The 13,040-nt window shown below is 52.9% G+C and carries 14 protein-coding genes and 3 tRNA genes; 15 read left to right on the forward strand and 2 right to left on the reverse strand.

The features are described 5' to 3' along the window. From KEM39_RS02525 to KEM39_RS02560, 8 genes are all read left to right on the forward strand, one after another. On the forward strand, window positions 1-635 hold a 635-nt coding region (locus KEM39_RS02525), incomplete at its 5' end, for a GTPase (protein ID WP_211709553.1). Window positions 636-688: 53 nt separating this feature from the next. After that, window positions 689-1,636: a DNA cytosine methyltransferase gene (locus tag KEM39_RS02530; protein ID WP_118997398.1), complete on the forward strand. Its 948-nt coding sequence runs from the start codon at window positions 689-691 to the stop codon at window positions 1,634-1,636. After that, a complete protein-coding gene (locus KEM39_RS02535; protein ID WP_211709554.1) occupies window positions 1,633-2,685 on the forward strand; it encodes a HaeII family restriction endonuclease in 1,053 nt (350 codons plus the stop codon). Before KEM39_RS02530 ends, KEM39_RS02535 begins: the two co-directional genes overlap by 4 nt. A 15-nt stretch (window positions 2,686-2,700) precedes the next feature. Further along, complete coding sequence (gene cysS, locus KEM39_RS02540) at window positions 2,701-4,122, forward strand: cysteine--tRNA ligase (RefSeq protein ID WP_211709555.1); 1,422 nt, start codon at window positions 2,701-2,703, stop codon at window positions 4,120-4,122. Window positions 4,123-4,152: 30 nt separating this feature from the next. Next, entirely contained in the window at window positions 4,153-4,371 is a 219-nt protein-coding gene (locus tag KEM39_RS02545; protein ID WP_211709557.1) for a hypothetical protein, read from the forward strand. Window positions 4,372-4,543: 172 nt separating this feature from the next. Beyond that, window positions 4,544-5,323 carry an exodeoxyribonuclease III gene (locus KEM39_RS02550; protein ID WP_107863706.1) on the forward strand — a complete coding sequence of 260 codons (780 nt, stop codon included), beginning with the start codon at window positions 4,544-4,546 and terminating at the stop codon, window positions 5,321-5,323. Then, window positions 5,310-5,654: a hypothetical protein gene (locus KEM39_RS02555; RefSeq protein ID WP_211709559.1), complete on the forward strand. Its 345-nt coding sequence runs from the start codon at window positions 5,310-5,312 to the stop codon at window positions 5,652-5,654. Before KEM39_RS02550 ends, KEM39_RS02555 begins: the two co-directional genes overlap by 14 nt. 10 nt (window positions 5,655-5,664) lie before the next feature. Then, window positions 5,665-6,195: an alpha/beta hydrolase gene (locus KEM39_RS02560; protein WP_211709560.1), complete on the forward strand. Its 531-nt coding sequence runs from the start codon at window positions 5,665-5,667 to the stop codon at window positions 6,193-6,195. 92 nt (window positions 6,196-6,287) lie between these two features. Here the strand turns inward: KEM39_RS02560 and asd are convergent, their stop codons facing one another. Then, window positions 6,288-7,403 (reverse strand): aspartate-semialdehyde dehydrogenase, encoded by a 1,116-nt coding sequence (asd, locus tag KEM39_RS02565; protein WP_118997404.1) that lies wholly within the window; start codon window positions 7,401-7,403, stop codon window positions 6,288-6,290. Window positions 7,404-7,579: 176 nt separating this feature from the next. Here asd and KEM39_RS02570 point away from each other — a divergent pair, with 176 nt between their 5' ends. After that, complete coding sequence (locus KEM39_RS02570; protein WP_013448315.1) at window positions 7,580-8,161, forward strand: RDD family protein; 582 nt, start codon at window positions 7,580-7,582, stop codon at window positions 8,159-8,161. A gap of 61 nt (window positions 8,162-8,222) precedes the next feature. On the opposite strand, the gene folD is transcribed toward KEM39_RS02570, so the two are convergent. Continuing rightward, window positions 8,223-9,077, reverse strand: coding sequence for a bifunctional methylenetetrahydrofolate dehydrogenase/methenyltetrahydrofolate cyclohydrolase FolD (folD, locus tag KEM39_RS02575; protein WP_002223192.1), 855 nt, complete (start codon window positions 9,075-9,077; stop codon window positions 8,223-8,225). Window positions 9,078-9,299: 222 nt separating this feature from the next. On the opposite strand from folD, the gene KEM39_RS02580 reads away from it, so the two are divergent. The 6 genes from KEM39_RS02580 to KEM39_RS02605 all read left to right on the forward strand — a co-directional run bounded on the left by KEM39_RS02580 (window position 9,300) and on the right by KEM39_RS02605 (window position 12,952). Continuing rightward, window positions 9,300-9,377 (forward strand) — tRNA-Pro (locus tag KEM39_RS02580). Between the two features lie 24 nt (window positions 9,378-9,401). Beyond that, window positions 9,402-9,478, forward strand: a tRNA-Arg gene (locus tag KEM39_RS02585). A 27-nt stretch (window positions 9,479-9,505) separates the two neighbouring features. Further along, window positions 9,506-9,581 (forward strand) — tRNA-His (locus KEM39_RS02590). 211 nt (window positions 9,582-9,792) lie between these two features. Beyond that, window positions 9,793-10,299, forward strand: coding sequence for a D-glycero-beta-D-manno-heptose 1-phosphate adenylyltransferase (rfaE2, locus tag KEM39_RS02595; protein ID WP_118997405.1), 507 nt, complete (start codon window positions 9,793-9,795; stop codon window positions 10,297-10,299). Further along, window positions 10,296-12,074, forward strand: a complete 1,779-nt coding sequence (locus KEM39_RS02600; RefSeq protein WP_211709562.1) for a bifunctional biotin--[acetyl-CoA-carboxylase] ligase/type III pantothenate kinase — start codon at window positions 10,296-10,298, stop codon at window positions 12,072-12,074. Before rfaE2 ends, KEM39_RS02600 begins: the two co-directional genes overlap by 4 nt. An 11-nt stretch (window positions 12,075-12,085) precedes the next feature. Next, window positions 12,086-12,952 carry an SPOR domain-containing protein gene (locus KEM39_RS02605; protein ID WP_118997407.1) on the forward strand — a complete coding sequence of 289 codons (867 nt, stop codon included), beginning with the start codon at window positions 12,086-12,088 and terminating at the stop codon, window positions 12,950-12,952. Window positions 12,953-13,040: the final 88 nt, after the last annotated feature.

Below are 13,040 nucleotides of genomic sequence, written 5' to 3' on the forward strand. Positions count from 1 at the left end.
CCCTGATTACCGCCGTATCCGCCGCACGCCCCAAAATCGCCAACTACCCCTTCACCACCCTGCATCCGAACTTGGGCGTGGTACGCATCGACGAAAACCACAGTTTCGTGATGGCCGACATCCCCGGCCTGATTGAAGGCGCGGCAGAAGGCGCAGGCTTGGGACACCGCTTCCTCAAACACCTGTCGCGCACAGGATTATTGTTGCACGTTGTCGATTTGGCCCCGTTCGACGAAACCGTCAACCCCGCCGAAGAAGCCCTCGCCATCATCAACGAATTGCGCAAATACGACGAAGAACTCTACGGCAAACCGCGTTGGCTGGTGCTGAACAAACTCGATATGCTCGACGAAGAAGAAGCCCAAGCACGTACCGTCGCCTTCCTCGAAGCCATCGGCTGGGACTACCCGAAACCCGATGACCGCTTCCAATTCGACATGGAAACCCCGCGCCTCTTCCAAATCAGCGCACTGACCCACCAAGGCACGCAGGAATTGGTACACCAAATCAACCAATACCTGACCGAGAAAAAACGCTTGGAAGCCGAAAAAGCCGAAGCGGAGAAAGCGGCGGCAAATGTTGAAATTATCGAACAGCAGCCTAAAACGGATACGGGCGTGTTTAAGCCGGAGTAAAAGGACAATGCCGTCTGAAAGTTTTCAGGCGGCTCATTCTGCAGAGATGTGCTATGTATAAAACAATAGATTTATTTTCAGGCATTGGCGGAATACGCCTAGGCTTTGAAAAATACGGGTGCACCAATGTATTCTCATCGGAATGGGACAAATATGCCCGACAAATGTATGAAGCAAACTTTGGAGAAAAACCTTTTGGCGATATTAACGGCATCGATCCTTCAGATATTCCCGATCATGATATTCTGCTTGCGGGATTTCCGTGCCAACCTTTCAGTATCGCAGGTAAGGGATTGGGATTTGAAGATACGCGCGGAACATTGTTTTTCAATATTGCCGAAATCCTGAAAACCAAACAGCCGAAGGCTTTTCTTCTGGAAAACGTTAAGCGGCTGACTACGCACGATTCGGGCAGGACTTTCCGTATTATTTTAGAAACCCTTAAACAGCTTGGTTATACGGTTTATTTTAAGGTTTTAAATACTTTGGATTTCGGATTGCCGCAAAAACGCGAGAGAATTTATATTGTGGGTTTTTCAGACGGCATCCCTTTTTACTTTCCTGAACCCATAAACCAATATCGGCCATTGGGCGAACTGTTGGAAAACGACCGAGATGTTGAACCAAACTATTTTTTATCAGATGCCTTGAAACAAAAACGTTTGGCAGCCTTAAAAAAAGCCCCGCCCACCCCATCAATTTGGCATGAAAATATTGGCGGGAATGTTTCCGCACTTCCATATTCCTGTGCCTTAAGGGCCGGGGGGAGTTACAATTATTTAGTGGTGAACGGAGTAAGAAGGCTAACAGGAAGGGAAATGTTAAGATTACAAGGTTTTCCCGATGATTTTGAAATCAATATCCCCTACTCGCAAGTCAGGAAAGTCGCCGGAAATTCTGTATCCGTCCCTGTAATAGAAGCCATCGCGGAAAATATGCTCGCTTCTCTTTCCGGCAAGGTCGAACAAAAAGGGCAATTGGATTTATTGGAGGCAGGATGACGTTTGAAGAACAACAAGCCAAAGAAGCATTGGACGGCATTATCAAAAAATCCCGTATCCACCTTTATAACCCCATTCAAATTGCAGAAATTTTATATCATGACCGTTGTATAAAACAGTTGGATTTTTTAAATTTAGATACTTACCGCAACCAATCTAAACGCTGGAGGGATGAAATCTGCCGTCGGTTTTTAGGGCGGATTTCTACTTCATCGGCAAAATTCCAAGATAATCTGTTTGAAAAAAATGCAATGCCGCCTGAAAAACTAGCGGTATTGGGAACATTAAACAGACAGTCGGACGGCGGGGTAGAATCGTACATTTATAAACAGTTTTTCAATCGTTTTTCCCAAATGAGCGAAGCATTGGCTTATGTCGGCAATACAGACAGATACTCTTTCCAACTGTCTGAATTTCTAAATTTATTTTGGCTCGAGCCGGGATTGAAAAGAAGTATAGACAAGATATATGAAATCGTTGTTTATGCGTTGTTTGATGCATTGGTTTCAGAATTAGGCATAACGGTTTCAATTGATTTTCCTAAGGAAAACCTGTTTTTATGGGAGGAATATCAAGATTTTGCCGAAAAAATCATCACTATGCCGAAAAATGGGCATTTAAAACTTCCTGCAAAAATCCATCGTGTAGGCGTAACCAATGCTGCCGATAGAGGGTTGGATATGTGGTCTGACTTCGGATTGGCCATACAGGTCAAACATCTCTCTTTAGACGAAGAGTTGGCAGAAGATATTGTATCCTCCATTAGCGCAGATAGAATTGTCATTGTCTGCAAAAAGGCTGAACAATCGGTGATTGTTTCATTACTGACGCAAATAGGCTGGAAAAGCCGGATTCAAAACATCGTAACTGAGGATGATTTGATAAGTTGGTACGAAAAAGCATTGAGAGGCCAATATCCGATTGCAGAAGCGTTGTTGGAAAATATTAAAACTGAAATTATGCGTGAATTTCCTGCCGTTAATGAAGCCAATGAATTTTTAGATTTCGCCCAAAATCGCGGATATGACATTACTGTTACCCATTTCTAAACTTACTTGATAAATATGACTACCCTCTACAACACCCTAACCCGTCAAAAAGAACCCTTTTCCCCCATCGACCCTGAAAACGTGCGTATGTATGTCTGCGGTATGACCGTTTACGATTACTGCCATTTGGGACACGCCCGCGTGATGGTTGTGTTCGACATGATTGCCCGCTGGTTGCGCGAGTGCGGCTATCCGCTCACTTATGTGCGCAACATCACCGACATCGACGACAAAATCATTGCCCGCGCGGCTGAAAACGGCGAGACCATTGGCGAACTGACCGCGCGTTTCATTCAGGCGATGCACGAAGATGCCGATGCTTTGGGCGTGTTGCGTCCGGACATCGAACCGAAGGCAACGGAAAACATTCCGCAAATGATTGCCATGATTGAAACCCTGATTCAAAACGGCAAGGCTTATCCTGCCGCCAACGGCGACGTTTACTACGCCGTGCGCGAGTTTGCCGCTTACGGACAATTATCGGGCAAATCGCTGGACGACCTGCGCGCGGGCGAGCGCGTGGAAGTGGACGGTTTCAAACGCGATCCGCTGGATTTTGTGTTGTGGAAAGCCGCCAAAGCAGGCGAACCGGCGTGGGAAAGCCCGTGGGGCAGGGGCCGGCCGGGTTGGCACATCGAATGTTCCGCGATGAGTGAAAACCTGTTCGGCGATACTTTCGATATTCACGGCGGCGGCGCGGATTTGCAGTTCCCGCACCACGAAAACGAAATCGCCCAAAGCGTCGGCGCGACGGGGCATACCTGCGGCCACGACCACGCGCAAACCCACCACGGGCAAAGCATCGCCAGCCACGTCAAATACTGGCTGCACAACGGCTTCATCCGCGTGGATGGCGAAAAAATGTCGAAATCGCTGGGCAACTTCTTCACCATCCGCGAAGTATTGAAACAATACGACCCTGAAGTTGTGCGTTTCTTCATCCTGCGCGCCCACTACCGCAGCCCGTTGAACTATTCCGACGCGCATTTGGACGACGCGAAAGGCGCGTTGACCCGTCTATACACCACCTTGAAAAACACGCCTGCCGCCGCGTTTGATTTGTCCGAAAATGCCAACGACTACACCCGCCGCTTCTACGCCGCCATGAATGACGATTTCGGCACGGTTGAAGCCGTTGCCGTGCTGTTCGAACTGGCAGGAGAAGTGAACAAAACCAATGATGCGCACCTTGCCGGCTGCCTGAAAGCCTTGGGCGGCATCATCGGCTTGCTGCAACGCGATCCGATTGAGTTCCTGCAAGGCGGCGCGGTTTCAGACGGCCTCTCCAACGAAGAAATCGAAGACTTAATCGCCCGCCGCAAACAGGCGCGCGCGGATAAAAACTGGGTGGAATCTGACCGCATCCGCGACCTTCTGAACGAACACAAAATCATTTTGGAAGACAACGCCGGCGGCACGACTTGGCGGCGCGGTTGAACTGTATCGGAAAGGGCAAAAGTAATAAACATGGAAGATGTTATTAATAATATTAAAATCAGATTAAAAGATCTTGGATTTAACCCGGAAGACTTTCTGGAAATAAAAAAAATATCTAATATTATCAATAATAAGCAAAATAATTTTAATAGATGGATTTATAGTTTGCATAGAGTACTCTATGAAATTGGATTAAACGATAAAGAATTGGATGACTTATTAAATAAATTACTAGATTATGGAGAATAAGATAAGAGGTGTTTTTGTGAAAAGTACCGCCTTTTGCCCTTTTTCCGTTTTCAGACGGCATTTCCCGCTTGAAGCCCCGCCGTTTTCAGCAGGCAGGGCCGAATGGGAAATGCCGGGCGGCGCACCGGGTGCCGCTTTGTGTATGGGAACATTGTGAGAACTTATTTTTATTATGCTTAAAATCATTTCCGCCAACGTCAACGGCATCCGCTCCGCTTATAAAAAGGGATTTTACGAATACATCGCCGCATCGGGCGCGGACATTGTCTGCGTGCAGGAACTCAAAGCGCAGGAAGCAGATTTGTCTGCCGATATGAAAAATCCGCACGGGATGCACGGCTATTGGCATTGTGCCGAGAAGCGTGGTTACAGCGGCGTGGCGGTGTACAGCAAACGCAAACCCGACAATGTGCAAATCGGTATGGGCATTGAAGAATTCGACAGGGAAGGGCGGTTTGTGCGTTGCGATTTCGGCAGGTTGAGCGTTATTTCGCTTTATTTGCCCAGCGGCAGCAGCGCAGAAGAACGCCAGCAGGTGAAATACCGTTTCCTCGATGCGTTTTACCCTATGCTCGAAGCGATGAAAAACGAAGGGCGCGACATTGTCGTCTGCGGCGACTGGAACATCGCCCACCAAAACATCGACCTGAAAAACTGGAAAGGCAATCAGAAAAATTCGGGCTTCCTGCCCGAAGAGCGCGAGTGGATAGGCAAAGTCATCCATACGCTGGGCTGGACGGATATGTGGCGCACGCTTTATCCCGATGTGCCGGGCTACACGTGGTGGAGCAACCGTGGGCAGGCGTATGCGAAAGATGTCGGGTGGCGCATCGATTATCAGATGGTTACGCCCGAACTTGCCGCCAAAGCCGTGTCCGCACACGTTTATAAAGACGAAAAATTTTCCGACCATGCGCCGCTGGTCGTGGAGTATGACTATGCTGCCGAATAAAGTTTTGGGTAAATATGATTGGAATGTGGACGGAAAAACCGGCATCGGCGCGGCATGGGTCGTCGCTGCGTTTATCCTGCCCATGTTGGTGTGGGCGATATTTATGCTGGCGCGGATGCAGGGCTGGCTTGCGCCGACCAAGGCAAACCCGATATGGGCGTTGGTGTGGCTGCTGATTTGTCTGCCCTGCCTGCTGATTGCGTCCAAATGTTTGGGTTGGAAAGGCTGGCGGCGGGTGGTGAATATTTTTGTCTGCCTGACCGTCTGCGCCATATTGAGCGTACCCGCTTCGCTGCTCATCGCCTTTACCCTTCGGGACCTGCTGAAATAGGCGGGGCGGTATGCAGGGTTTTGAACTCGAAGATTTGACGCTTTGGCTGATACGCGATGCCGGAGAGGATCAGATGTGGATAGACCGTTGGGCGGTCAGTTATCCCGTCGTGCAGATGTCCGAAGCATCGGCCGGTCAAAGCATAGGGGAATGGCAGGCAGGGCTTCAGACGGCATTCGAACGGATACAGGGCAGGCATATCGCCGTTGTCGCACACGGAGCGGGTGCGGCCGCATTCTTGGCGTGGCTGTATCGGGCAGACATCCTGACACGGAAGAAAATTGCCAACATCATCCTTGTACCGCAGCGTCCCAATATTTTCTCCGATGATGCGGAACACACCTTCCGGCGCGTCCGCTGTCCTTGCCGTGCCGCATTGGTGGTGTCCGAACACGGGGGTGTGCCGCGAGATTGGGCGCAAAAACAGGCGGATACGTGGAACGCGCGCCTGTTGGTTTCCCCGCATTCGGGCAGTTTGAACGGTATGCTCGGCGGCTGGCAGTGGGGTATGAAGCTGATGCAGGAAATGTTGCTGGCGTGAACGCTTGCTTTATCGGGATTTCGTCCAATTGGGGTTGCAAGGAAAATGCCGTCTGAAACAGGATTCAGACGGCATTTCCATTCAAACAGGGCTTACAGGCTGCCCAACACGATGCGCAACACGCGGCGCAGAGGTTCGGCCGCGCCCCACAAAAGTTGGTCGCCGACGGTGAACGCGCTGATGTATTCGCCGCCCATGCCCAGTTTGCGGATGCGTCCGACAGGGACGGACAGCGTGCCGGTAACTTTGGCAGGAGTCAGCTCGTGGATGCTGGCTTCTTTTTCGTTGGGGATGACTTTCACCCAGTCATTCGCGCCTGCCAAAATCGTTTCGATTTCGGAAACAGGCAGGTCTTTCTTCAGCTTCAGGGTGAGGGCTTGGCTGTGGCAGCGCATAGAGCCGATGCGGACGCACAAGCCGTCGATTACGGTCGGATTGCCGCTGCGGCCGAGGATTTTGTTGGTCTCCACGCCGCCTTTCCATTCTTCTTTGGACTGGCCGTTGCCCAAGTCCACGTCAATCCACGGAATCAGGCTGCCGGCGAGCGGTACGCCGAAGTTGGCTTTCGGATAGTCTTCGCTGCGCAGGAAATCGGACACTTTGCGGTCGATGTCGAGAATCGCGCTGGAAGGATCGGCAAGCTCGTCCGCCACTTGGGCGTGAATCGCGCCCATGCCGCTGATGAGTTCGCGCATATTTTTCGCGCCCGCGCCGGAAGCGGCTTGGTAGGTCATGCTGGTCGCCCATTCGACCAAATCGTTTTGGAACAGGCCGCCCAGCGCCATCAGCATCAGGGAAACGGTACAGTTGCCGCCGATGTAGTTTTTCACGCCGTTTTTCAAACCGTTGTCGATGACGTTGCGGTTGACGGGGTCGAGGACGATAATCGCGTCGTCTTTCATACGCAGCGAGGATGCCGCGTCAATCCAGTAGCCGTTCCAGCCACTGTCGCGCAGGGGTTGGAAGACGGATTTGGTGTAATCGCCGCCTTGGCAGGTAACGATGATGTCCATTTTTGCCAGTTCGGCAACGTTGTTCGCGTCCAATAACGTTTTAGCCGCCTGACCGAAATCAGGGGCTGCGCCGCCGACGTTGGAAGTGGTAAAGAAAAACGCTTCGGGAATGTGGGCGAAGTCGTTTTCTTCTTTCATACGCTGCATCAAAACCGAACCGACCATACCGCGCCAGCCGACGAAACCTACTTTCATTGTGTTGCTCCTTGAGGAAAAATCGTTAATAAAATTATGTATGGCGTAAAGGAAGCGTTTTAACGCCGTATTGGGAAAATGTAAAGTTCTTTATCGAATTTTCTTTTTGGGATTGGCGTTTGCGGCAGCAGGGCGGTAGAATGCCATCTGTTTAAGAACAATTATCAGGAACGGATATGGAAGAAAAAAACGACTACACCGACGCTGCATCCGACAACCGCAACGGGCAGGAAATTGAAGTCGGAATTGCCGGCGCAGGCGACCGGATACTTGCCGCGCTGCTGAACCAATTGTTTACCTTTTTGATTCTGCTGGTGCCGTTTGCCGGACTGATTGCCTTCGCCGTCAAGAATGAAGGCAGAATCGTCGGCAGTGAGGAAATAGTCGGACTGCTTTTGGGCACAACTTCCTTTTGGGTCGGACTGGCGGGCATTTTGGCGTACACCGTCATCCAAATCTACTATATGAGCAGGGACGGGCAGTCATTGGGTAAGAAAATCATGAGAATCAGGGTGTTGAAAACCGACGGCCGCAATCCGGGTTTTGTCGGTACGGTTTTGGTACGCGAAATCGCATGGTCGGTTTTGGTTGCCATTATTGCCGCCGTTATCGGTCTTGCAGTAGGTGACAACGGAGAAAACGCTATCAACCTACTGGCATTTCTTGCCAACTTTGTCCTGCTCTTTATGGTCAAACGCGACCGCCGCACGCTTTACGACATACTGGCGGATACGGTTGTCGTCAAGCTGCCCAAATAAACGGACACGGCAAAATGCCGTCTGAAAGCCTTTCAGACGGCATTTTTATCTTCAGAACCGCTCAAGCATCGTGCAGCGAAGCCGCGTGCAGGGTGTTTTCCATCAATGTGGCGATCGTCATCGGGCCCACACCGCCGGGAACGGGCGTAATCATCGCCGCCCGTTCTTTTGCCGTTTCAAATTCCACGTCGCCGCACAGGCTGCCGTCGTCCAAACGGTTGATGCCTACATCGATAACGACCGCGCCGGGTTTGATCCATTCGCCTTTGACAAAGTTCGGAATCCCCACGCCGACCACCAAAATATCGGCCCCGGCAACCTCGTCTGCCAGATTTTCGGTCGCGCTGTGGCAGACCGTTACCGTTGCGCGCGCCAGCAGCAGTTCCAAAGCCTGCGGGCGGCCGACAATATTCGATGCGCCGACCACGACCGCTTTTTTCCCCTTCGGATCAATGCCGTAAGCCTCCAAAAGCGTCATCACGCCCTTGGGCGTACACGGGCGCATCAGCGGCATTTTGACCGCCAGCCTGCCGACATTGTAAGGATGGAAGCCGTCCACGTCCTTATCCGGCGAAATACGTTCCAAGACTGCCTGGCTGTCGAGGTGCTTCGGCAGTGGAAGCTGAACCAGAATACCGTCCACTTCGGAATCGGCATTCAGGCGGTCGACCAATGCCAGCAGTTCTTCCTGCGATGTTGATTCGGGCAGTTCGTAAGACAGCGACTTGATGCCGCATTTTTGGCAGGCTGTTTTCTTGTTGCGCACATAAACCGCGCTGGCAGGGTCGCCTCCGACCAAAACCACGGCCAGGCAAGGCGTGTGCAGATTGTCCTGTTGGCGTTGCGCCACCGCTTCGGCAACCGCCTGCAGGCGTTTTTGCGAAACTTCTTTACCGTTGATCAGTTGTGCCGACATATCCGTCCTTTTGTTAAACAGGTAGAAAATGCTGAAAATTATCGCATTTTCCGTTTGTTTTTACAGCAGGATGCCGAAAATAAATTTGTCCTGAAATAAAATACGGCTGTTTGGACGGATTAAATATTTTTTCAAATCAAAAAACTATATTTTTCATCTTGGTGTTTTGAAAATAAATGTTGACGCATCTTTCCCTGAACTGTATAGTTCGCTTCTTCAAGTCGGGGCGTAGCGCAGCCCGGTTAGCGCATCTGCTTTGGGAGCAGAGGGTCGTGAGTTCGAATCCCACCGCCCCGACCAATCAATCAGCACGAATCGGCATGAGCGCCCGTAGCTCAACCGGATAGAGCACCGACCTTCTAAGTCGGGGGTTACAGGTTCGATTCCTGTCGGGCGTGCCAAGAATTTGATTGAAAACCGTTTTTATGGTGGCTGTAGCTCAGTTGGTAGAGCCCCGGATTGTGATTCCGGTTGTCGTGGGTTCGAGCCCCATCAGCCACCCCAGATAAAGGCCCGTACTTTTCGGTACGGGTCTTTTTCCGTTTGCACGTACTGTCCGCACCGTCGTACCGGTGCGGCGGTATGCCATCTGAAAGCTGGGCCGGTCATACGGAAACCGCTTCAGACGGCATTTGCGCCTTCGGCTTTGCCTTTCGCATATGCTTCTGTATCATGTGGGTTTTTCTGTCTTTTATGGTTTTTGTCGGAGGCTTTGATGGTTGACGCTTGGTCTGTCCCTGATTTTGAATCGAAAATCTGTCCGCCCGAGGCGTTGGTGGCGCGTTTGGCATTGTTGCCGCGCCCGCTGGTGTTTACCAACGGCTGTTTCGACATCCTCCACAGGGGGCACGTTACTTATCTGGCGCAGGCGCGTTCGGCAGGGGCGGCGTTGGTGCTGGCGTTGAATACCGATGCTTCGGTGCGGCGTTTGGGCAAGGGCGGCGACCGCCCGATTAATCCTTTGGAGAACCGTGCCGCCGTTGCCGCCGCGTTGGAAAGTGTGGATTTGGTTACTTGGTTTGACGAGGATACGCCGGCGGCTTTGATTGAGGCGGTGAAGCCGGAGGTGTTGGTCAAGGGCGGCGATTGGGCTGCGGATAAGATTGTCGGCGCGGCGGAAACGCTGGCGCGCGGCGGTCAGGTGTTTTCAATTCCGTTTCTGCACCAGACTTCGACAACGAAGACTTTGGCAAAAATCCGTGCGGCAGAGGGCGGAAAATGACGGTTTTGAAGCCTTCGCACTGGCGGGTGTTGGCGGAGCTTGCCGACGGTTTGCCGCAACACGTCTCGCAACTGGCGCGTGTGGCGGACATGAAGCCGCAGCAGCTCAACGGTTTTTGGCAGCAGATGCCGGCGCACATACGCGGGCTGTTGCGCCAACATGACGGCTATTGGCGGCTGGTGCGCCCCTTGGCGGTTTTCGATGCCGAAGGTTTGCGCGCGTTGGGGGAGAGGTCGGGTTTTCAGACGGCATTGAAGCACGAGTGCGCGTCCAGCAACGACGAGATACTGGAATTGGCGCGGATTGCGCCGGACAAGGCGCACAAAACCATATGTGTGACCCACCTGCAAAGTAAGGGCAGGGGGCGGCAGGGGCGGAAGTGGTCGCACCGTTTGGGCGAGTGTCTGATGTTCAGTTTTGGCTGGGTGTTTGACCAGCCGCAGTATGAGTTGAGTTCGCTGTCGCCTGTTGCGGCAGTGGCGTGCCGGCGCGCCTTGTCGCGTTTGGGTTTGAAAACGCAAATCAAGTGGCCAAACGATTTGGTCGTCGGACGCGACAAATTGGGCGGCATTCTGATTGAAACGGTCAGGACGGGCGGCAAAACGGTTGCCGTGGTCGGTATCGGCATCAATTTCGTGCTGCCCAAGGAAGTGGAAAACGCCGCTTCCGTGCAATCGCTGTTTCAGACGGCATCGCGGCGGGGAAATGCCGATGCCGCCGTGTTGCTGGAAACATTGCTTGCGGAACTGGACGCGGTGTTGTTGCAATATGCGCGGGACGGATTTGCGCCTTTTGTGGCGGAATATCAGGCTGCCAACCGCGACCATGGCAAGGCGGTATTGCTGTTGCGCGACGGCGAAACCGTGTTCGAAGGCACGGTTAAAGGCGTGGACGGACAAGGCGTTTTGCACTTGGAAACGGCAGAGGGCGAACAGACGGTCGTCAGCGGCGAAATCAGCCTGCGGCCCGACGACAGGCCGGTTTCCGTGTCGAAGCGGCGGGATTCGGAACGTTTTCTGCTGTTGGATGGCGGCAACAGCCGGCTCAAGTGGGCTTGGGTGGAAAACGGCACGTTTGCAACCGTCGGCAGCGCGCCGTACCGCGATTTGTCGCCTTTGGGCGCGGAGTGGGCGGAAAAGGCGGATGGAAATGTCCGCATCGTCGGTTGCGCCGTGTGCGGAGAACTTAAAAAAGCGCAGGTTCAGGAACAAATCGCCCGCCCCATCGAATGGCTGCCTTCCGCCCATCAGGCTTTGGGCATACGCAACCACTACCGCCACCCCGAAGAACACGGCGCGGACCGCTGGTTCAACGCCTTGGGCAGCCGCCGTTTCAGCCGCAACGCCTGCGTCGTCGTCAGTTGCGGTACGGCGGTAACGGTTGACGCGCTCACCGGCGACGGGCATTACCTCGGCGGGACCATTATGCCCGGCTTCCACCTGATGAAAGAATCGCTCGCCGTCCGAACCGCCAACCTCAACCGCCCCGCCGGCAAGCGTTATCCTTTCCCGACCACCACAAGCAACGCCATCGCCAGCGGTATGATGGATGCGGTTTGCGGCTCGATAATGATGATGCACGGCCGTTTGAAAGAAAAAATCGGGGCGGGCAAGCCTGTCGATGTCGTGATGACCGGCGGCGGCGCGGCGAAAGTTGCCGAAGCCCTGCCGCCTGCATTTTTGGCGGAAAATACCGTGCGCGTAGCGGACAACCTCGTCATCCACGGGCTGCTGAACCTGATTGCCGCCGAAGGCGGGGAAGATGAACATATTTAGGGAATACAGAGATGAAATGGTTATTTATCCTTTTGGTTGCGATTAATATTGCCGTATTCGGCGGTACGGTAGGCTACAAACTGACACTGAAACAGGCCGGCAAAATACCGGAGGCACAGAATGCCGCAAACAATTTGCAGGTTCAACCAGTTGCCCCAACTATGCCGGTTGTTCGGAATATTCCGGCATCCGGTTCTGCCGTTCAGGCGGCATCTGAATCGGATACAGGCGTACTGCTTGGTGCAAGCGATATTCTGACCGAAGAACAGGCCGAGCAGTTGCGCTTGAAGAAAGAAGCGGAGCAGAAAAAGCTCAAAGAGAAAAAACAGCGCGAGGAAAAAGCCCGCCGCGAAAAACTCGCCGCCGAAAAGGCGCAGGCGGAACGCGAAAACGGCGCGGCGGATGCCTTATGCGCCGCGCAGGCAAGCCTCACGATGGACGAAGACGACTACCACCGGATCAAAGGGCTTTTGGGCAAATGGTCGCACGTCGCCAGTAGAAGCGTCGAAAAACGCACCGCCCAAGCCAAATCCGCCGGCAAAACCTACCGCGTCGTCCTGCCCGTTTCAGCCGATGCCGAAAATCAGGCGGCGGAGCTGTCTGCCAAAGGTTTCAACCCCATACCGTTTGACGGCGCATTGAGTTTGGGTGTCGGCAACAGCAGGGAAAACGCCCAAGCCCTGCAAAACCGGCTTGCCGGCGCGGGATTCGGCGGGGCGCATATTGTCGAACGCGCTGCAGAAACCGGCCGGCAGGACGATTCTTTGAGCGTGTCGCGTATGACGGTTTTGTTTACCGGCGTGAATGCCGCCGATGCGGACGAAATCCGTAAAATCACGTCCCCATACGGCAAACTGAACCTCAAGTCTTGCAAATAAGTGCAGACCAAAAACGCCAAACCCACCGTAAAGGTGGGTTTGGCGTTTTTGGTTTTGAGTATCTGATATATAAAAAGGAATGTATGTC

Source organism: Neisseria sp. Marseille-Q1983, from assembly GCF_018224585.1.
Taxonomy (GTDB): Bacteria; Pseudomonadota; Gammaproteobacteria; order Burkholderiales; family Neisseriaceae; genus Neisseria; species Neisseria polysaccharea.